The organism is Burkholderia sp. Ax-1724, assembly GCF_011752995.1.
Lineage (GTDB): Bacteria > Pseudomonadota > Gammaproteobacteria > Burkholderiales > Burkholderiaceae > Paraburkholderia.
Window position 1 is genome coordinate 44,606 of record NZ_VWWL01000016.1, and the last position, 23,199, is coordinate 67,804.

General features: G+C 64.0%; 22 protein-coding genes. 9 read left to right on the forward strand and 13 right to left on the reverse strand.

Annotated elements, in window-relative coordinates:
* The 3 genes from F3J19_RS19485 to F3J19_RS19495 are packed head-to-tail and all read left to right on the forward strand — an operon-like array spanning position 1 to position 3,942.
* On the forward strand, positions 1-2,922 hold the full coding sequence (locus F3J19_RS19485) for a T6SS effector BTH_I2691 family protein (RefSeq protein ID WP_167044574.1): 2,922 nt from the start codon (positions 1-3) through the stop codon (positions 2,920-2,922).
* On the forward strand, positions 2,919-3,659 hold the full coding sequence (locus F3J19_RS19490) for a putative type VI secretion system effector (protein ID WP_167044576.1): 741 nt from the start codon (positions 2,919-2,921) through the stop codon (positions 3,657-3,659). Before F3J19_RS19485 ends, F3J19_RS19490 begins: the two co-directional genes overlap by 4 nt.
* Positions 3,660-3,690: 31 nt before the next feature.
* The gene (locus tag F3J19_RS19495) at positions 3,691-3,942 is read left to right on the forward strand and encodes a PAAR domain-containing protein (protein ID WP_167044579.1); all 252 of its coding nucleotides are present in this window, start codon (positions 3,691-3,693) and stop codon (positions 3,940-3,942) included.
* Between the two features lie 170 nt (positions 3,943-4,112).
* Here F3J19_RS19495 and F3J19_RS19500 read toward each other — a convergent pair whose 3' ends face one another.
* Both F3J19_RS19500 and F3J19_RS19505 read right to left on the reverse strand, forming a co-directional pair.
* Entirely contained in the window at positions 4,113-4,592 is a 480-nt protein-coding gene (locus F3J19_RS19500; protein WP_167044582.1) for a universal stress protein, read from the reverse strand.
* Between the two features lie 229 nt (positions 4,593-4,821).
* Complete coding sequence (locus tag F3J19_RS19505) at positions 4,822-5,139, reverse strand: DUF1840 domain-containing protein (protein WP_167044586.1); 318 nt, start codon at positions 5,137-5,139, stop codon at positions 4,822-4,824.
* A gap of 305 nt (positions 5,140-5,444) precedes the next feature.
* Between F3J19_RS19505 and F3J19_RS19510 the strand changes: the two genes are divergently transcribed.
* From F3J19_RS19510 to F3J19_RS19525, 4 genes are all read left to right on the forward strand, one after another.
* Positions 5,445-6,611, forward strand: a complete 1,167-nt coding sequence (locus F3J19_RS19510; RefSeq protein WP_205193046.1) for an HPP family protein — start codon at positions 5,445-5,447, stop codon at positions 6,609-6,611.
* Positions 6,612-6,708: 97 nt separating this feature from the next.
* On the forward strand, positions 6,709-7,125 hold the full coding sequence (locus tag F3J19_RS19515; RefSeq protein ID WP_167044589.1) for a helix-turn-helix domain-containing protein: 417 nt from the start codon (positions 6,709-6,711) through the stop codon (positions 7,123-7,125).
* Positions 7,126-7,127: 2 nt separating this feature from the next.
* The gene (locus F3J19_RS19520; protein ID WP_167044592.1) at positions 7,128-8,927 is read left to right on the forward strand and encodes a chloride channel protein; all 1,800 of its coding nucleotides are present in this window, start codon (positions 7,128-7,130) and stop codon (positions 8,925-8,927) included.
* 277 nt (positions 8,928-9,204) lie between these two features.
* Positions 9,205-9,828: a LysE family translocator gene (locus tag F3J19_RS19525; RefSeq protein ID WP_167044595.1), complete on the forward strand. Its 624-nt coding sequence runs from the start codon at positions 9,205-9,207 to the stop codon at positions 9,826-9,828.
* Positions 9,829-9,932: 104 nt separating this feature from the next.
* On the opposite strand, the gene F3J19_RS19530 is transcribed toward F3J19_RS19525, so the two are convergent.
* Positions 9,933-11,348, reverse strand: a complete 1,416-nt coding sequence (locus F3J19_RS19530; RefSeq protein ID WP_167044598.1) for a PLP-dependent aminotransferase family protein — start codon at positions 11,346-11,348, stop codon at positions 9,933-9,935.
* Positions 11,349-11,591: 243 nt separating this feature from the next.
* Here F3J19_RS19530 and F3J19_RS19535 point away from each other — a divergent pair, with 243 nt between their 5' ends.
* A complete protein-coding gene (locus tag F3J19_RS19535; protein WP_167044601.1) occupies positions 11,592-12,920 on the forward strand; it encodes an aspartate aminotransferase family protein in 1,329 nt (442 codons plus the stop codon).
* A 159-nt stretch (positions 12,921-13,079) separates the two neighbouring features.
* Here the strand turns inward: F3J19_RS19535 and F3J19_RS19540 are convergent, their stop codons facing one another.
* From F3J19_RS19540 to F3J19_RS19555, 4 genes are all read right to left on the reverse strand, one after another.
* Positions 13,080-13,415: a ribbon-helix-helix domain-containing protein gene (locus F3J19_RS19540; RefSeq protein WP_167044604.1), complete on the reverse strand. Its 336-nt coding sequence runs from the start codon at positions 13,413-13,415 to the stop codon at positions 13,080-13,082.
* A 63-nt stretch (positions 13,416-13,478) separates the two neighbouring features.
* A complete protein-coding gene (locus F3J19_RS19545) occupies positions 13,479-15,065 on the reverse strand; it encodes a GMC family oxidoreductase (RefSeq protein ID WP_167044607.1) in 1,587 nt (528 codons plus the stop codon).
* A gap of 16 nt (positions 15,066-15,081) precedes the next feature.
* Positions 15,082-15,693 carry a tat (twin-arginine translocation) pathway signal sequence gene (locus tag F3J19_RS19550; RefSeq protein ID WP_167044610.1) on the reverse strand — a complete coding sequence of 204 codons (612 nt, stop codon included), beginning with the start codon at positions 15,691-15,693 and terminating at the stop codon, positions 15,082-15,084.
* A gap of 63 nt (positions 15,694-15,756) precedes the next feature.
* Positions 15,757-16,155 (reverse strand): VOC family protein, encoded by a 399-nt coding sequence (locus F3J19_RS19555; RefSeq protein WP_167044613.1) that lies wholly within the window; start codon positions 16,153-16,155, stop codon positions 15,757-15,759.
* A 359-nt stretch (positions 16,156-16,514) separates the two neighbouring features.
* On the opposite strand from F3J19_RS19555, the gene F3J19_RS19560 reads away from it, so the two are divergent.
* Positions 16,515-16,766, forward strand: coding sequence for a hypothetical protein (locus F3J19_RS19560; protein WP_167044617.1), 252 nt, complete (start codon positions 16,515-16,517; stop codon positions 16,764-16,766).
* Between the two features lie 71 nt (positions 16,767-16,837).
* Here the strand turns inward: F3J19_RS19560 and F3J19_RS19565 are convergent, their stop codons facing one another.
* The 6 genes from F3J19_RS19565 to pcaD all read right to left on the reverse strand — a co-directional run bounded on the left by F3J19_RS19565 (position 16,838) and on the right by pcaD (position 23,199).
* Positions 16,838-18,046 carry an ABC transporter substrate-binding protein gene (locus tag F3J19_RS19565; RefSeq protein WP_167044620.1) on the reverse strand — a complete coding sequence of 403 codons (1,209 nt, stop codon included), beginning with the start codon at positions 18,044-18,046 and terminating at the stop codon, positions 16,838-16,840.
* 136 nt (positions 18,047-18,182) lie between these two features.
* Positions 18,183-18,896, reverse strand: coding sequence for an ABC transporter ATP-binding protein (locus F3J19_RS19570; RefSeq protein ID WP_167044623.1), 714 nt, complete (start codon positions 18,894-18,896; stop codon positions 18,183-18,185).
* Positions 18,893-19,714: an ABC transporter ATP-binding protein gene (locus F3J19_RS19575; RefSeq protein WP_167044626.1), complete on the reverse strand. Its 822-nt coding sequence runs from the start codon at positions 19,712-19,714 to the stop codon at positions 18,893-18,895. Before F3J19_RS19575 ends, F3J19_RS19570 begins: the two co-directional genes overlap by 4 nt.
* Entirely contained in the window at positions 19,711-21,660 is a 1,950-nt protein-coding gene (locus F3J19_RS19580) for an ABC transporter permease (protein ID WP_167044629.1), read from the reverse strand. The genes F3J19_RS19575 and F3J19_RS19580 overlap by 4 nt, the downstream gene beginning before the upstream one ends.
* A 352-nt stretch (positions 21,661-22,012) precedes the next feature.
* Positions 22,013-22,411, reverse strand: a complete 399-nt coding sequence (pcaC, locus tag F3J19_RS19585) for a 4-carboxymuconolactone decarboxylase (protein ID WP_167044632.1) — start codon at positions 22,409-22,411, stop codon at positions 22,013-22,015.
* The gene (pcaD, locus tag F3J19_RS19590) at positions 22,408-23,199 is read right to left on the reverse strand and encodes a 3-oxoadipate enol-lactonase (protein WP_167044635.1); all 792 of its coding nucleotides are present in this window, start codon (positions 23,197-23,199) and stop codon (positions 22,408-22,410) included. The genes pcaC and pcaD overlap by 4 nt, the downstream gene beginning before the upstream one ends.

A 23,199-nucleotide genomic window follows, 5' to 3' on the forward strand; every position in this document is an offset into this window, starting at 1 on the left:
ATGACGACGAATAACCAGAAATGCGCGAACTGTGAGAAGTCCGGGCTGCCGATCTTGCCGGTTCGCTATACCGCACTGCCGAAATACGTGAAGGCCGGCTTGCCCGCGGGCATCGGCGGCGCACGCGTGACGGACGTCGCGCTCGAAGCGCACCACTACGGCGTGCGTACGCTGCGCGAAGGCTGGGTCTATCTCTTCTATGAAGCTGGCCCGCGCGGCAGCCGCTACTGGGAAGCGTACAAGGTCACTTCCGACGGACGCCTCTGGAAACAGACGCTGCCCTTATCGCTGGTGCCCGTGACCGATCCCGCCTGCGCGCAATGCGCGATCGCGGTGCCGATGGACCTCATCGCCATCGAGCACCCCGAGAAATGCACGGGCCGCGTGTTCATCGCGTTCTCCCAGCATACGTGGCATCAGCAGATTTTCGACCTGTACGCGTCCGACGACACGCTGCGCGAAGCACGCATGCAGTACATCGAGCCGTCAAAGTGGATCGGCGGTAGCGCGGACGCGCACCAGCATGCGGTCGCCGCGACCGCGCAGACGATCGACGCCGTGATCGAATACATGCCCGGCTTCGATCCGAAGTCGATGGCGCTTCCCGACGACAAGCAGGCCTTCAGCGATGCAACCGGCGCCTACAAGGACGACCTGCTGCAGCATGAAGTGACGCGCTATGCGCCGTTCATCCGCCAGGCGTCACCGGCTTCCGCCAGCCAGGCGCTCGTGAAGCTGATGCAGCAGATCGGCGCGAAAAACGAGGATGGCGGCAGCGCCGATGCGCATCATCCGCCGATGTTGCTTGCGTTGTGGGACAGCATCGGCACGGTGCACGAGCTGAACGGTTTCCGCTGCGATCCCGCGTCATGGCTCGATCGCTATGCGACCGGAGAGCGCCAGCTTCAGGTCGGCGCGCTCAAGGATATCGACACCGCGCACGCGATCGTCCAGTCGCGTACCGAGCAGGCGCTGAACAACCAGGAAGCGCTGGCAAAGCAGGCGCATTCGATGACGCCGCTCGGCCAGCCGGGCGCGCAAGGCGCGCTCGCCACGCAACGCGCCAAGGCGCTGGCGGGCGCCGACCCGACGCGCGCGTCGCAGATCAACGCGTATTACGACGACATGGACTGGATGGCCGCCAACAACATTCCCGGCAGCTACCAGACCCGGCTCGTGCAGATGGGCCGCTCCACAGCGGCGGGCAGCCCGGGCTCCAGCGTGCCCTATACGGGCACCTATCGCGACCAGATCATGAACGAGGCGCATGCGTACGCGCAGGCGCAGCCCGGTGCTCACGACCGCAATCTCAAGAGCATGACGACATACAACTGGTCCGATTACGAGGCGCGGCTCAAGCGGACGGATATCGAAAATTTCCGCAAGAAGTACAACGCACTGCAGGCGAAGGTGCACGACATCCAGGAAGCGCGTACCGCCGACGTCGGCAAATGGCTGCAGTCGAAGCTGTTCCTCGACACGCTGGAAGACTACGCCTCAACCGATCTGCGCGACGCGGTGGCCTTCGAGATCGTGATCACCGATGCGCTCGCGGGCATCGGCTCGACGCCCAAGGGCAAGACCGTGCTCGATACGCTGGTCACGCACTGGGACCCCGTGCAGCCGGCGAGTCTCATCTGGCGGGTGTTCGCGATGAACCAGAAGGACGCGCGCCAGGAAATGGCTCAGTTGCTGAAAACGGCGCTCGCCAAAAAGGATACGCCGCTCGAAGCGCCGCCCGGGCAGCCCGCCGCGGGACAGAGCGCGGGAGTGAACGCCGTGATTTCGGCGGCCGGGTCGCTCAAGACGCTCAACGGCTACTACAAGAATCTCGGCAAACTGGCGCTCGAAACGGACCCGAAAAAGATCACGCCGCTAGGCGGGCTGCTCAAACGTCTCGAAGTGGACGTGTTCGGGTTGACCGTGGGCGATGCGGTTTTTTCGAAATTCCGCATCAACCAGATGGGCGACTTCGTCGGCGAAAAGATCATTCAGTCATTGCTGCTGCAACGTGCCGGCATCTCCTATTCCGACGCGATGGCGCTCGTGCGCAAGCAGGCCGAGGTGGAAAAGATCAGCCGTGCCGAAACGATCGAGCGCCTGTTGAAGACGCGCTCGCTGCTGCGCTCGGCGGCGCCCGCGAATACGCCGAAAGCAACCCAGGCGCTGTATGACGTGTGGAACGGCATGAAGTCCACCGACGAGGGCATCAAGGCGCTGAGGTCGAGCCGGATTGCCGTGGTGGCGGCGTTGCTGGAGGCGGTCAACTTCTACAAGATCATGTCGGGGACGCACGACAAGGATACGACGCTCAAGCTCGTGCAGTCGGGTGCGTCGATGCTGTCGTCGGTCATCACGATTACGATGACGCCGTTTTATGGGGCGCTGAAGAACTCCATCAAGTCGCAGAGCTGGAAGCTGGTGGGTGGGGGGTTGAGTAGTTTTGGGACGTTTATTTCGGCGTGGATGAGCTTTGAGCAAACCGGCGATAGCCTCAAAAAGGAACAGTACGACATTGCGGTCCTCAATTTTGGGCAGGCGCTGCTAGGTAGCGCAATGGGTGTAGCAACAGTGATCGACACCATAAGCACCGCAGCTCCCCTGCTCAAAAGGCTCGCAATCCAGTATGGAACTGACGCGGTGATAGAGGCGGTGGAAACCGTCACCGCGCGCATGGTAGCTTGGGCTGCATTGAGATCGGTAGGTATGCTGATAGGCTGGGAAGCGACGGTGGGACTGATCGTGCTGCAGACGCTCGCCAGCTGGCTGACGCCCGATGCGCTCGAATCCTGGTGTTCCCGGTGCGCATTCGGCACTGGACAGGAAACGATACTTCGCGTCGCGGACCATAGCGTCACGCGCTACACGGACCCTTCTCAGCAAGAGAAGGACTATGTCGACGCCATGACCAAACTCTCATGAAAAAAGACAACTCGACAAAACCCGCTGTACTGTTGAAAGGCGTGATTTCCAATCTCGAACGCTCGAAGCGAAACCACGACTTCGTGCTGAGCGAAGTTCAGCACCAACAGGTCGGCGCGACGGCGGTTGCCGCCTCGGCCCTAGGCTTGAGCGCTGCGGGCATCGGCCTGATCGGCATGGCGGGAAATTCCGCCGAAGAAGCCGATTGGGTCGAGTTCGAGCTCGACGGCAAGCGTATCAAGGGTTGGCTCTGGATGATGCCGATGCGCAATGGCGATCAGGTCGAGGTCGCCGCCGAGCAGGTCGGGAGCGGGCAGTACATTGCATACGCGGTCAAACGGGACGGCGACGATCTGCTTGCCGTCTACCCACACGCTACGGCAGGCAGAAAAGTGCATTATCGAAAGTCCCTCAAGATATGGCTCTGGAGCGCAGCGTTGCTTTATGCGGCAGGGATGATCGTCATGCTGATCCAGCAAGGCGCGAGTTTTTTCCTGCGCGCGGATATGGTCAAGTTCTTTATTCTGCCCGGGATCGTTTTCTGGCTGCTGATATCGGGCCTCATGGCATTCCGCATTTCGCGCAAATTCATGGGCTTCGTCAGAATCGCAGAAACGATCTTCGCTACCTTCGGCTGGCCCGACGTCGAAAACATCGATTTGCGGAAAACATCACGCGAATCTCGCCGTGAAAACAAACTGCCCAACTTCGGCAACCTGTACTTCCGCTACAAATAAACCTCTATCGCACTCGAAAGTCAGACAAAAAATGATCGATCTCATTCGTGTCGGCGACGACACCGACCACGGCGGCAAGGTCATCACGGGTTCGTCGACCCTGTGTTTCGACGGTCGTTACGTCGCGCGCAAGGGCGACGAGGTTTCGTGTCCGCGCCACCCGGACGTGCAGCCGAACACGATAGTGGAAGGCGACGAAACAATGACCGACAACGGCGTTCCGATTGCCCGGCATGGACATCGGGCCAGTTGTGGCTGTCGTTTGATTTCGAGCCTGCTGTAGCGGCAAAAGTCGGCACGAGTCGAATTTCGTGCCACCGTCTGCCAGGCCCAAGAGCACGCGCCGCACACACGAACGAGAGCACAACGCAGCCCCCGACGCAACGATCGGATCATTCCCCGCAATGCGGCAAAACATATGGCGGAAAAGCGCGAACTTCGTGCCACCCATATCTACGCGCCCGACGCCCCGGCCACCGCCTCGGACGCTTCGGCTTGCGCGCCCATCGTCACGAGCACGCTGCACGTAACCCGGTCGAGCAGCAGACCGTCGTTGCGGCTGCCGCCCCACCAGCGCGCGAGTCCGTGGCTACGACGGTGCCCCACCACCACGAGATCGACGTTCAGATCTTTCGCAAAGAAGGGAATCTGTTCGAGCGGTTCGCCAATCGCGAGATGTCCCGTCGCGTGAATGCCACGTGCGGCGAGTTTCTTCAATCCCTCGTCGAGCAGGCTCCGCGCCGATTCGTTGATGAAGTCGACCGGCACCGCGGAGGTGATATCCGCGCCCTGCATCCAGGCCGAGTTATTGAGCACGGAAAGCAGATGAACCTGGGAGTTCAGTTCCTGCGCCAGCGCGGCACCGTCTTTCAGCGCGTGCTGCCCTTCGCGGGTTCCGTCGTAACAGAGAAGAATGCGGTTAAAGCATGCCATAGCGTTTCCCCTGCACTGCTTTCGCGGCATATGATTAATTCATTATATGTCAGTTTGTGATACATACGGCACGGCGAGCGGCACGACGCAGACCATCGCGAGAACGATCGCGAAACGCCGCCGCGACAACAGCGGCGACAACAGCCGCAACAACCGCCGCCTCATCATCAGGCCTTCGCCAGGCCCGCGTAAAACGGAATGACCCATCAGGAAGCCGAATAAAATGCGTTCACAGTCCCCAGATAATGTCTGCCTCGCTCTTGCGCGCCTCACGCATCATGTCGAGAAACGGCCATGCGCGTTGCGAGAGCCGGTTGCGCGAGTCGCGCTGATTGCCGGCCGAGCAGTGCAACGCTTCGAGCGTCGCCTCCGCAGTCGCATCGTCGGAAATCGCGGCTTCGAGCCGGTCGATCGCGTGGGGCAGTTCGTCGTGCATGATGACGCCGCGCTCGCCGAGCCGCTTGCCGATCAGGCCGAGCAGATATTGCGCGAGGTCCCTGAGCATCACGACATCCGGTGACGCCGTCGATTGAAATGTAATCATCATGATGGCTCCTTTCCCGATAGACGCGCTGTACCGGCCAGCGGCCCGCACCCGCCCTGTCGCCATCATTTTATATCACAACATGATGCAAATGCGCGAGGTGCCGTGCGCGGGCATGCACGGTCCGTATCGTCGTTGCGACACTGCGCCGCTGTCAGCGCCACGCCACAGTTTTGCCGCACTGCGACAAGCCGGCGCCGCGTTTTATATCATATTGAAATATAATCATGACCACAGTGTATTCGCGTTGCCAGGGTTTCCCCGGTAATGTCGGGCCCGGCATTCTCGACTACTTTCTGATCCTTATCTTGTCCCGCTCCCCCGTCCTTAGCTGGCTGTCCAGTTTCTTCCCCGCACCGGTCACCGTGAAATGGCACGAGCGTGCGCGATCGTGTCTCGGCGCATTGCTCGGCATCGCCTTCACAGGCGGACTCATGTACCTGCTGCTCGGGCCTGCCGCGAGCATCCCGCTGCTCGTCGCGCCGATGGGCGCCTCGGCGGTCCTGCTGTTCGCGGTGCCCGCGAGTCCGCTCGCGCAGCCGTGGTCGATTATCGGCGGCAATCTCGTCTCCGCGACGATCGGCGTGACCTGCGCGAACCTGATCGGCGATCCGACGCTCGCGGCCGCGCTGGCCGTCTCGCTGTCGATCTGCGGCATGTTCGCGCTGCGCTGCGTACACCCGCCGTCGGGCGCGGTCGCGTTGACGGCCGTGCTCGGCGGCCCCGTCATTCATGTACTCGGCTACCGTTTCGTGCTCGAACCGATCGCGATCCAGTCAGCCGCGCTGCTGCTCGCGGCACTCGTCTATCACGCCGCCACCGATCACCGCTATCCGCATGCGGGCCGCCAGGATCGCGCGACGGCCAGCCAGGCCGCCGACGAAGCCTCGCGCGTCGGCTTCGCGCGCGCGGACGTCGAAGCGGTTCTCGCGCGCCGCGGCGAAATGCTCGACATCGATCCCGACGATCTCTATTCGCTGCTGCGCGAAACGCAGCTTCAGGCGTTCTCGCGCAGCTTCGACGAACTGCGCTGCGAAGACGTCATGTCGCGCCACGTCGTATCGGTCTCCGCGGAAACTCGCGCGGCCACCGCCTGGGATCTGTTCAAACGCAACAAGGTGAAAGCGCTGCCGGTCGTCGATGCGGAACAGAAACTGGTCGGCATCGTCACGCGCGCCGATTTCGTCGACCATCAAAGCTCCGGCGCACTGGCGCCGATCCTCGACTACTTCGACGGCTGGCTGCGCGGCGACGCGTCTCGCACGCCCAACGTCGGCAGCGTGATGACCACCGAGGTCTGCACCGTCGACGCAAGCGCGCCGATCACCGAACTCGTGCCGATGTTCGCGAACTTCGGCCATCACCACGTACCGGTGCTCGATGCGAGCGGGCGCGTGGCCGGCATGATTACGCAAGTCGACCTGATCTCCGGCCTTTACCGGCAAACCATCGCCAAAGCACGCCACGCAGCCTAGACATACGCGCAACCGGGGTCGCGAATCAAGGCCTTCATTCGACCAAATACATCACCATGTGATATATTTGAGGTTTTCTCCTCTCGGCTGATCGCCCATGAAAGTACGAACTCGCAAGCTGAACAAAAGCGACTTCGAGCAACTGTCGGAGTTTCGCTATCAGATGCGGCGCTTCGAGCGGTTCTCCGAACAGGCCGCGCAAAGCGAAGGCATCACGCCCTTGCAATACCTGCTGCTGCTGCATATCAAGGGCTATCCGGAGCGCGACTGGGCCACCGTCGGCGAACTCGCGGAGCGCCTGCAGGCGCAGCATCACGGCGTGGTCGCGCTGGTGTCGCGCTGCGAGGCGCTGAATCTCGTGCGCCGTCAGGTCAGCGAAACCGATCGGCGCCAGGTTGAAGTACACATCGAAAAAGCCGGCGAGCGGGTACTCGAGCGACTCGCGGAATTGCATCGCGCCGAATTGAAATCGCTCGAAGGCTCTTTCCAGATTCCACAGATCGACTTCGACTAACTATGAGCATGGATTCCCATAAGCGCGACTTTTCGACCAACGCGAGGTTGCCCGGCATTTTTGCGCTGGCGGCCGCGATCGGCATGGTCAGCACGCTCGCCGCTTTCGTATTGCTGAACCTGATTCATCTGTTCACCAATCTGTTCTTCTTCGGCACGCTGTCGTTCGCCGACCGTTCGCCGGCCACCAATACGCTCGGCCTCTGGGTCATCGGCGTGCCGGTGATCGGCGGGCTGATCGTCGGGATGATGGCGCGCTTCGGCTCCGAAAAAATCCGCGGCCACGGCATTCCCGAGGCGATCGAAGCGATCCTGTTCGGCAAGAGCAAGATGTCGCCGAAAGTCGCGATACTCAAGCCGCTGTCGTCGGGCATCGTGATCGGCAGCGGCGGACCGTTCGGCGCGGAAGGCCCGATCATCATGACGGGCGGTGCGCTCGGCTCGCTGATCGCGCAGTGCATCAAGGTCACGTCGGCGGAGCGCAAGACGCTGCTGGTCGCCGGCGCCGCCGCCGGCATGACCGCGGTATTCGGCACGCCGGTGGCGGCCGTGCTGCTGGCGGTCGAACTGCTGCTGTTCGAATGGCGGCCGCGCAGTTTCCTGCCGGTCGCGGTGGCCTGCGCGGTCGCCGGTTTCGCGCGCGCGATCTTCTTCGGCACGGGTCCGCTGTTTCCGCTTCAAACCACCACGCCCGACGGCTGGTCGCTGATTTCGTGCCTCGTCGCGGGCGTGCTGTCGGGCGCGCTGGCCTCGGGACTGTCCGCCGCGCTCTACAAGGTGGAAGACCTGTTCGGCAAGCTGCCGATCCACTGGATGTGGTGGCCGGCGCTCGGCGGCATCGTGGTCGGGATCGGCGGGTGGCTCGAACCGCGCGCGCTCGGCGTCGGCTACGACGTGATCGGCGATCTGCTGCATCAGCATATCGCGGTGCAGGTCGCGCTTCTGCTGCTCGCCGTGAAGGCGGTGATGTGGGTCGTCGCGCTCGGCTCGGGCACCTCGGGCGGCGTGCTCGCGCCGCTCCTGATGCTCGGCGCCGGACTCGGCACGGTGCTCTCGCACTGGCTGCCCGGCAGCGAGCCGGCCTTGTGGCCGCTCGTCTGCATGGCCGCGACGCTCGGCGCCACGCTCGGCGCACCGCTTACGGCCATCGTGTTCGCGTTCGGCCTCACGCACGACAGCAACGCGTTGCTGCCGCTTCTGACCGCCACGCTGGTCGCGCACGGCTTTTCGACCATGGTGATGCGCCGCTCGATCATGACCGAGAAAATCGCGCGCCGCGGTTATCACATCTTTCGCGAGTACGGCGTCGATCCGCTCGAACGCCACTATGTCGACGAGGTGATGACGGCCTCGGTCGAATCGGCCGAGGCGAGCGCGACGGTCGGCGCCACGCTGCAAACGCTGTTCGGCGCGAACCAGGTGCGCCGCGCCTATCCGGTGGTGCGCGACGGCGCGGTGATCGGCGTGGCCGACCGCATGCTGCTCGAACGCTTCTGCGCCGACGACGCGGAGCGCAAACGCGCGCTGCCGCTCGCCGAGGTATTCGCGCAGCACAACACCGCCTTTGCCTTGCCATCCGAAACATGCCGGCTCGTCGCAACGCGCCTCGCCGTGCTCGGTCTCGAACGCCTTCCGGTGGTCGCCGACCGCAAGAGCATGCGGCTGATCGGCATCGTCTCGCGCAGCGATCTGGTCAAGCCGTCGCTCGCGCACTTCGAAGAGGAACACAAGCGGGAACGCTTCAGACGCATCGGGCCGGCGCCCACCAAGCGGCGTTTCGCGCCGGTTCGCAAAACCGGCTGAAAAAAGCCGGGATTGGCGATAGCAGAAAGGCCGAGGCCAGTGATGGCCTCGGCCTTTCCATTTGCAGGTCCCTGACGCGTTGCGCGGCAAGAAATGGCACCACCGCCCGCACTGCTGTCCGCCGTCCCCTGCTCCGTGAGAGGCATGGATCACGCTTCCCATGAGGCCCCGATCCGTACCGGACATCATTCCCAAAACCGTATAGGTACTGTACCGGATCACCCCGATAGAATGAGCTTCATCGGTCATTCACCTTTCCGCCGCCACGGAGCCATTCATGTCTTACGTCAGTCTCAGCGCGCTGCCCGCCGGCATTCTGTTCGCGCTCGTCACGTCGATCACGCCCGGTCCGAACAACACCATGCTGCTGGCCTCGGGCGTCAATTTCGGCTTTCGCCGCACGCTGCCGCACCTGTCCGGCATCAGCGCCGGCATGGTGCTGTTGATGCTGTCGGTCGGCATCGGTCTCGGCGAGGCGTTCGTGCATTTCCCCGTGCTGTACACGGTGCTCGAAGCCGTCAGCGTCGTGTATCTGCTGTATCTGGCGTGGAAAATCGGCACCTCGGGCGAACTGAAGCTCAAGAAGGGCGAGCGCCGGCCCATGCGCTTTCACGAAGCGATCGCGTTCCAGTGGGTCAATCCGAAGGCGTGGATGATGGTGCTGACCGCGGCCACGACGATCCACCTCAGCGAGAGCTTCGGCATGAACGTCGTCGCGATGGCGGTGGTGTTCTACGTGATCGGCTTTCCGTGCATCTGCCTATGGGCGGGTTTCGGCACGGCCATGCGACAGGTGCTGTCGAATCCGAAGCGGCTGCGCATCTTCAACGTGGCGATGGCGCTGCTGCTGGTGGCCTCGCTGTATCCGATCGCGCTGAAGCTGTTCGGCCACGGCGGCTGAGCACGGCCGGCCTTCGCGGCCTAACACCGCACAACACAGCGCCGCGGTGCCGCACGTTACGGCTTTCGTAGCACGCCTCGCACTGCCACATCCGCCCGCCGCGCTCAGAACGCGCCCTGCCCGACCCGCTCGATGAAGCGCCACAACGCATCGTCGGTCGAATACGGCGCGTTGAAGCGGAACCACGTGCTCGGCGCGTCGTCGGGACGGAAGTAGGAACCGGGCGCGAGCCAGATGCCATGCGCGAGCGCGGCCGTCGCGACCTCGCCCGCGCGCTCGGGCTCGATCGGCAGGCGCGCCATCATGAAAAGCCCCGCGCGCGGCCGGTGAAAAATCTCGAGCCCGAGCGCATCGAGCCGTTCTTCGAGCGCGGCCTGCGCGAGCTTGAGCCGTTCGTTGACGGTTTCGACATGGCGCGCATAGCGCCCCTCGACCAGCACCTTGTCGACAATCCGCTCGATCGTTTCCGACGACGTCAGCCCCACCGCCATCTTCGTGCGCGCGAGTTCGCGCAGCACCGCCGTCTCGGCCACCACATAGCCGCAGCGCAGCGCGGGCGTCACCGTCTTCGAAAAGCCGCTCACGTACACCACGCGCTGCAGCCCTTCCATCGCGGCAAAAAGCGGCGCGCCCGACGGCGCGAGTTCGCGGCTCACGTCGTCCTCGATCACCCACATGCGCTCGCGCTCGGCGATCTGCAGCACACGGAACGCGGCCGACATGCCGAAGGTCGCACCGGTCGGATTCTGCAGCGTCGTATTGACGAAGATCGCCTTCGGCTTGTGCCGCGCGACCAGCGTGTCGAGCACGTCGGTATCGATGCCGGCCGGCGTGCGCGGCACGCCATGCACGACGAGGCCGGCGAGCTTGAGGATCTGCAGCAGATTGCAATAGCCGGGATCTTCGACGATCACCGTATCGCCCGCGCGCAGCAGCGTGCGCACGATCAGATCGAGCCCCTGCGTCGCGCCCTGGGTGAGCAGCACGTTCGTCACGTCGACGGGCAGGCCGCGCCGGTCCAGTTGTTCGGCGACGCGCTCGCGCAACGGCGCGAAACCGTACGGATGACCGTAGTCGCCGAGGCGCACGGCCGGCACCCGGCTTATCGCCCGCAACGCATGCTGCAAACCGCTTTCGTTGATCCACTCGGCCGGCAGCCAGCCGCAGCCGGCCTTGATCGGCACCGAATGGTCGGCGAACACGTCGGACAGCAGCCAGGTCGCGGTCAGGCTCGGCGGCTGCCAGTCGTCGGCGGCCGCGCGCGTGGCCGGTCCGCGCGCCGCCACGCGATAGCCGGAGCCGCGCCGCGCGACCACGAGCCCCATCGAGACGAGCCGGCCGTAGGCCTCGGTCACCGTGAAGGTGCTCAGTGCATGGCTGTGCGCGAGCTGCCGCACCGACGGCAGCAGCGCGCCCGCGCGCAGCGATTGCGCCTCGATCGCCTGCGCGAAGCCTTGCACGACCTGCTCGACGAGCGTCGGCGCGGCGCGCCGGTCGCGCTGAAGTTCCAGTTCGATCATGATGCGGGCGATGAATCCAGGCAAAAAAACGGGCCGCGACGGCCGGCCGGGGTGAATGGACGCTGTGGATGCGGTGCCTGAGCATTCGCGCCGTGAATCGATCGCCCACCGGAACAGTTCACGCGAATCCGCCAGCACAGTTAGCACCACACTTCGTCAACTGTTTATGCCGTCATTAAACCGCGAGCGCTACAGTTTGGCTACGCAGAAAACCCGCACCCCCACCTACTCCAAGGAAATGCCATGAACTCGCGCCCCGTCATCGACGATCTGTCGTCGTTCTGGATGCCCTTCACCGCCAACCGCCAGTTCAAGGCCGCGCCGCGCCTGCTGGAATCGGCGAAGGGCATGTACTACCGCAGCACCGACGGGCGCGAAGTGCTCGACTGCTGCGCGGGTCTATGGTGCGTGAATGCGGGTCATAGCCGTGACGAGATCGTCGCGGCGATCACCGCGCAGCTCTCGACGCTCGATTACGCGCCGACCTTCCAGATGGGTCACCCGCTCGCGTTCGAAGCGGCCGCCAAGGTCGCCGAATTGATGCCGGCCGGTCTCGACCGCATCTTCTTTACGAACTCGGGCTCCGAATCGGTCGATACCGCGCTGAAAATCGCGCTGGCCTATCACCGCGCGCGCGGCGAAGGCCAGCGCACGCGTCTGATCGGCCGCGAGCGCGGCTATCACGGCGTCGGCTTCGGCGGCATTTCGGTCGGCGGCATCTCGCCGAACCGCAAGGCCTTCTCGGGCGCGCTGCTGCCCGCGATCGACCATCTGCCGCACACGCACAACCTCGAACACAATGCGTTCTCGAAGGGCCAGCCCGCGTGGGGCGCGCATCTGGCCGAGGAACTGGAGCGCCTCGTCGCGCTGCACGATGCGTCGACGATCGCCGCGGTCATCGTCGAGCCGGTGGCCGGTTCGACCGGCGTGCTGATTCCGCCGCAAGGCTATCTGCAGAAGCTGCGCGAAATCTGTACGAAGCACGGCATCCTGCTGATTTTCGACGAGGTCATCACGGGCTTTGGCCGCCTCGGCAAGGCGACCGCGAGCGAGCGCTTCGGCGTGACGCCGGACATCATCACGCTGGCGAAGGCGATCAACAACGCGGCGATTCCGATGGGCGCGGTCGCGGCGAGCCGTGCGATCCACGATACGGTCGTGAATAGCGGCGCGCCGAGCGCGATCGAGCTGTTCCACGGCTACACGTATTCGGCGCATCCGGCCGCGGCCGCCGCCGCGATCGCGACGATCGACCTGTATCGCCGCGACAAACTGTTCGAACGCGCGGCCGACCTCGCGCCAACGTTCGAAGCGGCCGCGCATGCGCTGCGCGGCGCGAAGCACGTGAAGGACGTGCGCAACCTCGGCCTCGTCGCGGGCATCGAGCTCGAATCGCGCGACGGCGCGCCGGGCGCGCGGGCCTACGAGGCGTTCGTCAAATGCTTCGAGGCGGGCGTGCTGATCCGCTTTACCGGCGATATCCTCGCGTTTTCGCCGCCGCTCATCATCGACGAGGAGCAGATCGCGCATCTCTTCAGGACGGTTGGCGAGGTGCTCGCGACCGTGCAGTAAGCGCGGCTCGAAACACCCTCGGCGCAAGCAGAAGCGGCGGCACGCGTTGGCGTGCCGCCGCTTTTTTTATCGCGCCTCGCGTGGATGCGCCTGTAGATGCGCATGCGATACGCGCGTTCAAACACACGTGCTCAAACACGCGGCTTCAAACGCACAGGTTCAAACAGTCTTCACGATCTTGGGCCGAAAGGCGGGATTGCCCGGCAAGTCTCCCGCCGCCTCGTTGCGCGCGGCACTCGTCGATAAATACCGCAGGCAGCATACGCGCAGAAAAGACGCGAAATTCAGCGGCTCTTCGCCGCGCAAGGCCAGCAGTTCGTCGTAGAGCTTGACGGCGAATTGGGTCGTGGTCATGTTCTCGCGGTTGGCGATTTCTTGGAGTACATCCCAGAAGAGATTTTCGAGCCGGACCGTCGTAACGACGCCATGAATACGCAGCGCGCGCGTGCGCGATTCATAGAGGATCGGATCGGCGTTGACATAGACATTGCACATACTGTCCCTCGCAAATGATGACGTAGCGGCCCTCGCCCCACCTCGCGCCGCTACGCCAGCCCGTCAGATTTCGCGTTTGCTCATCTGCCCGGCGATATAGTCGGCCTGGCGGATCGCGAGCGTCACGATGGTCAAGGTGGGATTCTCGCCCGCGCCGGTCGTGAACTGGCTGCCATCCGAAATAAACAGATTCGCAATGTCGTGCGTCTGCCCGAAGCGGTTGCATACGCCGTCTTCCGCTCGCGCGCTCATGCGGGCCGTGCCGAGATTATGCGTCGACGGATAAGGCGGCACGCGATACACCGTCTTCGCACCCGCCGCTTCGTACACGGCCGTGCCCTGCTTGAAGCCATGTTCGCGCATCGCCTCGTCATTGGGATGATCGTCGAAATTGACGTTGGCCACCGGCAGTCCGAACTGATCCTTCACGTCGTGATTGAGCGTAATGCGGTTGTTCGCGCGCGGCATGTCCTCGCCGACGATCCACATGCCCGCCGTATACGGATACGCGTCCATCGCGTGCGCAAAGTCGGCGCCCCACGCACCGGGATTCAGGAACGCCGCGTAAAACGGCAAGCCGAGCGAGATGGTCTCCATATGATAGCCGCCGGCGAAGCCGCGCTTCGGATCGAAGCGCGCTTCGTCCTCGATGATGCCGGCCATCGTCGTGCCCTTGAACATCTCGACCTTGTTTTCGAACGTGGCGTAGACGGAGCCCGTCGTATGGCGCATGTAATTGCGTCCCACCTGGTCCGACGAATTGGCGAGTCCGTTCGGATAGCGGCTCGATGCCGAGGCAAGCAGCAAACGCGGCGTTTCGATCGAATTGCCCGCGACCGCCACCACGCGCGCCTTCTGGCGTTGCAGCTTGCCTTTGCCGTCGTAGTAGAGCACGGCATTCACCTTGCCGTGCGCATCGTGTTCGATGCGCGCAACGTGCGAATGCGGCCGCAATTCCATATGGCCCGTCGCCTGCGCCTTCGGAAGCTCGGTATAGAGCGTGGACCACTTCGCGCTGAAGCGGCAGCCCTGAAAGCAGAAGCCGCGTTGATAGCAGTGGCTGCGATCGTCGCGATTCACGCTGTTGATCGCCATATGCCCGGTGTTGCATTGGCGATAGCCGACCTTGGTCGCGCCCGCGAACATCACCTTGAAATTATTGTTGCCCGGCAGGCCCGGCCAGCCGTTCGTGCGCGTCACGCCCATCTTCTTCTCGGCGCGGTCGTAGTACGGATCGAGATCCTCGCGCGTCACGGGCCAGTCGAGCAGCGTCGCGCCGTCGATGACGCCATAGGTCGTGCGCGCCTTGAATTCGTGCGGCTGGATGCGCAGGCTCGCGCCGGCCCAGTGCGTGGTCGTGCCGCCGACCGTCTTGCAGATCCACGCGGGCAGATGGGGGAAATCGCGCGCCACGCGCCAGCTGCCCGAGGCCGTGCGCGGATCGAGCCAGGAGAGCAGATGGAACGCATCCCACTCTTCCGTTTTGAAATCGGCCGGCGTGTTGTGCGCGCCCGCTTCGAGCACGACCACATCGATGCCCTTCTGCGCGAGTTCGTTCGCGAGCGTGCCGCCGCCCGCGCCGGAGCCGATGATGACGACCACGTTATGGTCGTCGAGCGAAAAGCGTGTGCTGCCTTGTGTCGTTGCCATGTTGGGTCTCCCGATGTCACGCCGCCGGAACCGGGCCGCTGTCCTCGGCGGGCGGCTCGGGCAGCCACGCGAGATTGTTGAAGCCCTTGAACAGATAGCCGCCGTCGCCCTCGCTCGCGCCATAGCCGAAATGTTGATACGCGAGCGTGCTGCTGTAGATCGACACCACGGCCGTGCCGCGCACCGTTTCGAAGAACGGCGTGCCCGCGAGGGCGGCAACGTCGCTGGCCTGCGCCTCGGCCGCCTGCTTTGTCCAGTCTCCGCCGGGGGCTTTTTTATCGAGCGCTGTCACGCCGTCGGCCAGTTGCTTGCGCACGGCCGCGTCCTGCTGCGCCTTGGCGTCGAGGTCCTTGACCGCGAGCGCATAGACGGCATCGTCGAGCGTCTTGTGCGGATAGAGCTGCTTCGTCAGCGCCAGCAGCACGGCGCCCTGATGCGTATCGAGATGCTTGAGTTCGAGCGCCCAGACGCGGCTCGGCGCGAACATCGCCAGCGAGGAAGATACCGCGAGCGTGCCGATCAGAATGCCCGTGCCCTTGAGCCATTCGCGGCGCGTAAGCGCGATGCGCGCACGCGTCCCGCTCGCCGCTTGCGCGTCGAGGGCAATATCGATGGTCTTGCCTGTCATCGTCGTCTCCTTCCATGTTGGCGCGCGGACTGTGGGCATCCTTGCGCGCGGGCGGGTGCCGGACTAGCGATAGTGTCCGTGCTTCTCCAGCACCTCGATCTTGTAGCCGTCCGGGTCTTCGATAAAGAAGTAGCGCGCAAGCAATTCGCCCGCGTCGTTTTTAAACTCGCGCAGGTCCTTGGGCGCGAAGCCGAGACCGAGCAGGCGTTCGCGCTCCGCGTGCGTGTCGTCGACCACGACGGCGACGTGGCCGTAGCCGTCGCCATGCGTGTACGGCGTCTCGCGGCCTTTGTTCCAGGTGAGTTCGATTTCGGCATCGGCTTCGCCGTTGCGCAGATAGACGAGCGAGAAGTCGTCGAAATCGAGCCGATGGCTCGGCGTCATGCCGAGCACGGTCTCATAGAAAGCGAGCGAGCGCTCCAGATCGCGCACGCGAATCATCGTGTGGATAAGCTTGGCCATATCCCTCTCCGTCAGTGTGCGATGCGCGAGCCGGGCCGCGTGAGGCACTGCGCGAGCCGATTCGCGCCGGTCACGGAATCAAATGTAGCGACCCCAACTGCCGCTGAGGTAATACGCGGCTAAATCCATGCCAGGGATTACACGGAGTCGTGTCCACATTTGCGAGGCGCGCGCGATGCGGTTTGCGCAGAACCGTGTGTAAAGTGAGACCTGAGGTGATACCTGATCTGGCCGACCGCCGGGTATGGGATCAGAATAGGCGATGAAGAGTTAACTCAGGTCGATCGCTTTGCATGGTGCATGGAATCGGAGTCGGCGCTGAAGCGCCAACTCAGGTCGACCGCTTTGAGGAGACGTTCATGAAGAGTCCCACCGTTCGCGCGGGTACGCATATCGAGGGCGTGCACTGGGTCGCCGAATATGCCGAAGACGTCCACGAAATTCGCGTGTTTCGCGAAGGGCAGGAAGTGGACGTGCACGACGCGCCGGCCACGCTATTCGGCGACGAGGCCAGCGCGGGCTCGAAAAGCACCGCCGATCATCGTGCGATGGAAGCGGCCGTGCTCGCCTATCTGAAGCACTTCGTCATGGAGCACGACGCGGAAGAGTAGCTGGCGGCGGCCTTCGGTGTCGTGAAGCGTGAAGGCCGCCGGTATTTTTAGGCCGCCGGCCCCCTACTCCGCTACTCCGCCGGCCGCAGTTTCTTCACCTCGGCATCCGACGGCTGCACGCTCGCGCCGTCGATATACCGGTACGACGTCATCACGCCCTTGCCGTCCTTCAGCGCCGTCACGCCGACATACGCGCCCATGGTCGACTGGTTGTCCTGCGGACGGAACATGATCGGCCCGAACGGCGTCTGCACATTAAGCCCCTTGAACGCGGCGGCCAGCTTGTCGGAATCGACCGAGCCGGCCTTTCGAATCCCGTCCGCGATCGACATCATCGCCGTATAGCCGACCACCGAACCGAGCCGCGGATAATCGTGGAAGCGCGCCTGATACGCCTCGACGAATTTTTTGTTCGCCGCCGTATCGATCGAATACCACGGATAACCGGTCACGATCCAGCCGCTCGGCGCTTCGGCCCCGAGCGGATCGAGATAGTCGGGCTCGCCGGTCAGCAGCGAAACGACCGCGCGATCCTTGAAGAGCCCTCGCGTATTGCCCTCGCGCACGAACTTGCCGAGGTCCGCGCTGAACAGCACGTTGAAGATCGCGTCGGGCTTCGCATCGGCGATCGCCTGGGTCACGGCGCCCGCGTCGATATTGCCAAGCGGCGTGGCCTGTTCGACGACGAACTGCACGTCGGGCTGCGCGGCCGTCAGCAGTTTCTTGAAGGTCGCCACCGCCGACTGCCCGTACTCGTAGTTCGGGTAGACGAGCGCCCAGCGCTTCTTCTTGAGCTTCGCCGCTTCCGGCACGAGCATCGCAACCTGCATATAGGTCGACGGACGCAGACGGTACGTGTATTGATTGCCGTCGGCCCAGACGATCTTGTCGGTCAGCGGTTCGGCGGCGAGGAAGAACATCTTCTTCTGCTTCGCAAAGTCGGTGAGCGCGAGGCCCGTATTCGACAGATAACCGCCGAACAGCAGTTGCACCTGCTCGCGCGCGATCAGCTCCTGCGCGACGCGAATCGTATCGCCGGGGTTGCCGTTGTCGTCGCGCGAAATCACTTCGAGCGGCTTGCCGAGTACGCCGCCCGCCGCGTTCACCTGTTCGAGCGCGAGAGTCCAGCCGTTGCGGTAAGGTCCGAGAAAGGCGGGTTGCGCCTTGTAGCTATTGATCTCGCCGATTTTGATGGTCTGCTGTGCGCCCGCGCCGAATGCGGCAAACGAGCACGCGGCCGACACCATGAGGCGAGAGATCCATCCTGCGCGCGTGGTCATGCGTTTCTCCGTGGTCTGAAGGATTGCGGGGTTTTTCCGGTATTCGAGTGGCGGGCGGCGCGGCAACCGAGGCGATACTCGCCGCAACAAGCGGGCATCGTACCGTATCGCTTCATACGCTCATTCATACGCCGACTCATACGCTTAGACATGCACGCCTGACCGTATCGTTTTGCGCAAGCTCGCCGAGTGTGCCGCCGAAACGAATCTGCCCTTTTTCAAGCACGTACGCGCGATCGCTGACCAGTTCGGCGAAATGAAGATTCTGTTCGGATAACAGAATAGAGAGTCCCTCGCGCTTCAGTTCGAGAATCATGTTCGCCATCTGCTCGACGATCACGGGCGCGACGCCTTCGGACGGTTCGTCGAGCAACACCAGGTAAGGATTGCCCATCAGCGTGCGCGACACCGTGAGCATCTGCTGCTCGCCGCCGCTCATCTGTCCGCCTGGGCGCTTCGGCATTTCGCCGAGATTCGGAAAGAGGCGAAACAGCTTGTCCGGCGTCCATTGCGGCGCGCCTTCGCGCGGTGGCTGGCGGCCCGTATCGAGATTTTCCATCACGCTCAGATCGGCGAATAGGCGGCGGTCCTCGGGCACGAAGCCGACGCCCATGCGCGCGATCCTGTGCGGCGGCAGCGCGCCGATATTCTGGCCGCGAAACGTCACTTCGCCGCGACGGCGCGGCAGCAACCCCATGATCGCTTTCATCGTCGTCGATTTACCCGCGCCGTTGCGGCCGAGCAGCGCGACGACTTCGCCGCGGCCGACTTCGAGATCGACGTCGAACAGGATATGCGCGCGGCCATAGAACGCGTTGAGGCCGGCTACCTTCAGCATCGGTTCGCTCATTGCCGCACCCCTTCGTCTCGACCGTGGCCGTTCGCGCCACCTGCTGCGTGAAGCAACGGCGCCTGCGGCCGGAACGTCTTGCCGGTGCCGAAATAGACTTCCTGCACGCGTGCGTCGTTGCGGATCGTCTGCGCATCGCCCTCGGCGATCAGCTTGCCGCGCGCGAGCACGATCATGCGATCGGCGTAGGCAAACACCACGTCCATGCTGTGCTCGGTAAACAGCACGCCGATCCCGTTCTCGATAACGAGCCGTTTGGTCAGCGCCATCAATTCATGACGCTCCTGCGGCGCCATGCCGGCCGTCGGTTCGTCCATCAGCAACAGCTTTGGACGATTCGCGAGCGCGATCGCGAGCTCGACGCGCTTCACGTCGCCATACGCGAGCACGCCGCATGCGCGGCTCGCGTGCCCGGCCATGCCGACCTGTTCGAGCAGCGCGAACGCTTCGTCGGCATAACGCAAGCGCGCCGGCTTCCATATGCCGAAGGTCTTTTTCTCGCGCGACACGAGCGCCATCTGCACGTTTTCGAGCACGGTCATCGAATTGAACGTAGCGGCAATCTGGAACGTGCGGCCCACGCCAAGCCGCCAGATATCGCGCGGACGCATGCCGACCAGTTCGTGACCGTCGAGAAGAATCGAGCCCGACGATGGCGGCAACTGTCCGTTGACCATATTGAAGCAGGTCGATTTGCCCGCGCCGTTGGGCCCGAGCAGCGCCAGCAGTTGACCGGCTTCGAGAGCGAAGGAAACGTCGTCGACGGCCTTGACGCCGCCGAACGATTTCGACAGGCCGCTCACGCGCAGCAGACTCATAGGCCCTCCTTGAGCGCTTCGGTGCGCTGCGCGGGTGACGTGCCGCCGCTGTTTTCATCGGTATGATCGAGGCTCGCATCGCCGAAACGCTCGCGAACGAAGCCGACCATGCCCTGCGGAAACGCGATCACGAGCAGCAGGATCGCGAGGCCGAGCAGCGCCTGCCAATAGTCGGTCTGCCGCGCGACCGTATCCTGCAACCAGGTGAATACGGCCGCGCCGACGAGCGGCCCGCTCAGCGTTTGCAGGCCGCCGAGCAGCACCATCACGAGACCGTCGACCGAACGGCTCACGCTGATGACGTCCGGCGAAATAGTGCCCTTCGAGAACGCATACAGCGAACCGGCGAGCCCGCAGAACAGCGCCGCGATCACGAACGCGGCCCACTGCACGCGCCTGGCATCGATGCCGATCGCCTCGGCGCGCAGCACGGAATCGCGCGACGCGCGCATCGCATAGCCGAGCGGCGAAAACAGCATGCGGCGCAACAGCCACACACCGAGTCCGGCACAAACGAGCGTCAGGTAATAGTAGGCAAGCGGCGACGCCAGCCAGTTCGACGGCCATAAGCCGAGCACGCCGTTGCTGCCGCCCGTCACGTCGTCCCACTGGAATACGACGGACCAGACGATCTGCGCGAACGCGAGCGTGAGCATCGCGAGATAGACGCCCGAGAGGCGCACGCAGAACCAGCCGAATACGAGCGCGCCAAGCACGGCAAGCAGCGGGCCGAGCAGCAGCGCGGCTTCCATCGGCAGATCGAGCACCTTGAGAAACAGCGCGGCGCCGTATGCGCCGAGCCCGAAATACGCAGCATGGCCGAATGAATGCATGCCGCCCGGCCCCATGATGAAATGCAGGCTCGCCGCGAACAGCACCGCGATCAGGATTTCGACGAGCAGCACCGGCATATACGGAAACGCCCCGGCCGCGAGCGGCGCGAGCGCGAGAACCAGCAGCACGAGCGCGGCGAGCCACTTCACGCGCCTGCTCGCGGGACGCAGAGGCGCTTCCGGCGCGCCCATGCCGCGCACCGCGACGCTCGCGCGGCCGAGCAGTCCCCACGGCCGCACGACAAGCACGACCGCCATCACGACGAACTCCGCGACGAGCGTAAAACGGCTCAGCGACAGGCCCACGCCGAACAGCGTCACATGGCCGATGCCGATGCATAGCGCCTTGATCTCGGCGATCAGCAGCGCCGCGATAAACGCCCCCGGAATCGAACCCATGCCGCCGACCACGACGACCACGAACGCATTGCCGATCGTCTCGAGATCGAGCGACAGGTTCGCCGACATGCGCGGCCCTTGCAGCGCGCCGCCGAGCCCAGCGAGAAACGCGCCGACGAAAAACACGCCGGTAAACAGCCACGCCTGGTTGATGCCGAGCGCGCCGAGCATCTCGCGGTCCTGCGTCGCGGCGCGCACGAGCGTGCCCCAGCGCGTGCGCGTCAACGCATACCAGAGCAGCAGCAGCACCAGCGGACCGATGACGATCAGCGCGATATCGTAGGTCGGCAGCGGATGGCCGAGAAAATCGACCGCGCCCGCGAGATGCGGCGCGCGCGGGCCGAACAGATCGTCGGGGCCCCACAGCCAGAGCGCGGCATCGCGAAAGATCAGCACGAGCGCAAATGTCGCGAGCAGATGGAATAACTCGGGTGCCTGATAGATACGCCGCAGCACCACGATTTCGACGAGCGCGCCGAGCACCGCGACCGCCAGCGCGGCAGCCAGCACCGACAGCCAGAAGCCCGCTACCGTATGGCCGAAGCGGCTCGCGATGCTGTACGCGACGTAAATCCCGATCATATAGAACGAGCCATGCGCAAAGTTGACGATGCGCGTTACGCCGAAGATCAGCGACAGGCCGGCGGCAACGAGAAACAGCGTCGAGGCATCGGCAAGTCCGTTGACCAGTTGTACCAGCAGATTCGAAAGCATTGCGACCCTCGGCGGCCAGCCGAAAGGCGTGCGAGCGGCGGGCGCGTCGACACGATCGGCGGGCGTTGCAGCGCGTGCGGCACCATGCGCCCGCGTCAAAGGCAGGACACTACCAGTGAATCATCCCGCATCACAACCCACACAAAATCTACGCCGAAGCGAACGGGCGTGCAGTGTGTGGCGGCGGGCCAATACTCGTTGCGTGGGGTCGCGGAACCTGCTGGATGCGGCAACGCCAGGTAGGCGCGCCGCAGTGGCGCCGCCGTGCATAAAAAAACGCGCGCCGGACAACATCCCGGCGCGCGTTCTTCATCTTCAATCAGCAGAAGATGCGATGCGGCTTGCGATACGCTTAAGGCTTTGCCGCCGCCGCGGCATCGTCTTCGCGGAACAGCTTGTCGGCGAGATGGAACGCCGAATTGGCTGCCGGCACGCCGCAATAGATCGCGCTCTGCATCAGCACTTCCTTGATCTGCTCGCGCGTCACGCCGTTGTTCTTCGCGGCGCGCAGATGCAGCGCGAGTTCTTCGTTGCGGTTCAGCGCGACCATCATCGCAATGGTCAGCAGGCTGCGCGTATGACGCGGCAGGCCATCGCGCGTCCAGATCTCGCCCCATGCATAGCGCGAGATAAAGTTCTGGAATTCTTCGGTCAGCTCGGTGCGATTCGCAAGCGAGCGGTCGACGTGCGCATTGCCGAGCACTGCGCGGCGCACGCCTATTCCGGCTTCGTAGCGGTCTTCGTCGTTCATTTCGTCTCCGTCAGGAAGTCGAGTACGGTCTTCGTGAAAGCGTCGGCCTTCTCGATGTTGGAAATATGCGAGGCGTCGAGTTCGACATAGCGCGCGCCCGGAATCGCCTGGGCCAGTTCGCGGCCTTGCGCGGGCGTCGCGGCAACGTCGTGCGTGCCGCTGATGACGAGCGCCGGCAGCCTGATGCCGGGCGCTTCGGGGCGCAGGTCGGTCGCGTCGATCGCGTCGCAGTTCGATGCATAGCCTTCCTTGTCGGTATGCACGAACACGTCGCGGATCATCGCCAGCACGATCGGCTCACGCTCGATAAAGTCAGCCGTAAACCAGCGCGGCAGCACCGCGTCGGCCAGCGCGAGCATGCCTTCGTTGCGGGCCTTCGCGGCGCGCGGCACCCACACTTCCGGCGAGCCGATGCGCGCGGCCGTATTGCACAGCACGACGCGCTCGAAGCGGTCGCCATAACGCGCGGCAAGACCGACGCCGGTCAGGCCGCCCATCGACACGCCGCAAAAATGCGCGCGCGCGATCTTCAGCGTATCCATCAGGCCGATCACGTCACCGGTCAGTTGCTCGATCGTGTACGGCCCCTTCGGCGCTTCCGAATGGCCGTGGCCGCGCGTGTCGTAGCGCAGCACGCGGAAATGTTTCGACAACGCCGCGACCTGCGGCGTCCACATGGACAGATCGCTGCCGAGCGAATTCGACAGCACGATCCACGGCGCGTGGCCGTGACGGTCGCCGTCGATGCGGTAGTGAAGCTCGGTGCCGTTGACTGCGGCGTAGGGCAT

Bases quoted from the DNA above. Each gene is read 5' to 3' on its own strand.
- F3J19_RS19500 (WP_167044582.1), bottom strand. From the start codon at position 4,592: ATGGCATGCTTTAACCGCATTCTTCTCTGTTACGACGGAACCCGCGAA.
- pcaC (WP_167044632.1), bottom strand. From the start codon at position 22,411: ATGAACGACGAAGACCGCTACGAAGCCGGAATAGGCGTGCGCCGCGCA.
- F3J19_RS19545 (WP_167044607.1), bottom strand. From the start codon at position 15,065: ATGGCAACGACACAAGGCAGCACACGCTTTTCGCTCGACGACCATAAC.
- pcaD (WP_167044635.1), bottom strand. From the start codon at position 23,199: ATGCCCTACGCCGCAGTCAACGGCACCGAGCTTCACTACCGCATCGAC.
- F3J19_RS19575 (WP_167044626.1), bottom strand. From the start codon at position 19,714: ATGAGTCTGCTGCGCGTGAGCGGCCTGTCGAAATCGTTCGGCGGCGTC.
- F3J19_RS19520 (WP_167044592.1), top strand. From the start codon at position 7,128: ATGAGCATGGATTCCCATAAGCGCGACTTTTCGACCAACGCGAGGTTG.
- F3J19_RS19535 (WP_167044601.1), top strand. From the start codon at position 11,592: ATGAACTCGCGCCCCGTCATCGACGATCTGTCGTCGTTCTGGATGCCC.
- F3J19_RS19550 (WP_167044610.1), bottom strand. From the start codon at position 15,693: ATGACAGGCAAGACCATCGATATTGCCCTCGACGCGCAAGCGGCGAGC.
- F3J19_RS19580 (WP_167044629.1), bottom strand. From the start codon at position 21,660: ATGCTTTCGAATCTGCTGGTACAACTGGTCAACGGACTTGCCGATGCC.
- F3J19_RS19515 (WP_167044589.1), top strand. From the start codon at position 6,709: ATGAAAGTACGAACTCGCAAGCTGAACAAAAGCGACTTCGAGCAACTG.
- F3J19_RS19505 (WP_167044586.1), bottom strand. From the start codon at position 5,139: ATGATGATTACATTTCAATCGACGGCGTCACCGGATGTCGTGATGCTC.
- F3J19_RS19565 (WP_167044620.1), bottom strand. From the start codon at position 18,046: ATGACCACGCGCGCAGGATGGATCTCTCGCCTCATGGTGTCGGCCGCG.
- F3J19_RS19485 (WP_167044574.1), top strand. From the start codon at position 1: ATGACGACGAATAACCAGAAATGCGCGAACTGTGAGAAGTCCGGGCTG.
- F3J19_RS19530 (WP_167044598.1), bottom strand. From the start codon at position 11,348: ATGATCGAACTGGAACTTCAGCGCGACCGGCGCGCCGCGCCGACGCTC.
- F3J19_RS19540 (WP_167044604.1), bottom strand. From the start codon at position 13,415: ATGTGCAATGTCTATGTCAACGCCGATCCGATCCTCTATGAATCGCGC.
- F3J19_RS19525 (WP_167044595.1), top strand. From the start codon at position 9,205: ATGTCTTACGTCAGTCTCAGCGCGCTGCCCGCCGGCATTCTGTTCGCG.
- F3J19_RS19570 (WP_167044623.1), bottom strand. From the start codon at position 18,896: ATGAGCGAACCGATGCTGAAGGTAGCCGGCCTCAACGCGTTCTATGGC.
- F3J19_RS19490 (WP_167044576.1), top strand. From the start codon at position 2,919: ATGAAAAAAGACAACTCGACAAAACCCGCTGTACTGTTGAAAGGCGTG.
- F3J19_RS19495 (WP_167044579.1), top strand. From the start codon at position 3,691: ATGATCGATCTCATTCGTGTCGGCGACGACACCGACCACGGCGGCAAG.
- F3J19_RS19555 (WP_167044613.1), bottom strand. From the start codon at position 16,155: ATGGCCAAGCTTATCCACACGATGATTCGCGTGCGCGATCTGGAGCGC.
- F3J19_RS19560 (WP_167044617.1), top strand. From the start codon at position 16,515: ATGAAGAGTCCCACCGTTCGCGCGGGTACGCATATCGAGGGCGTGCAC.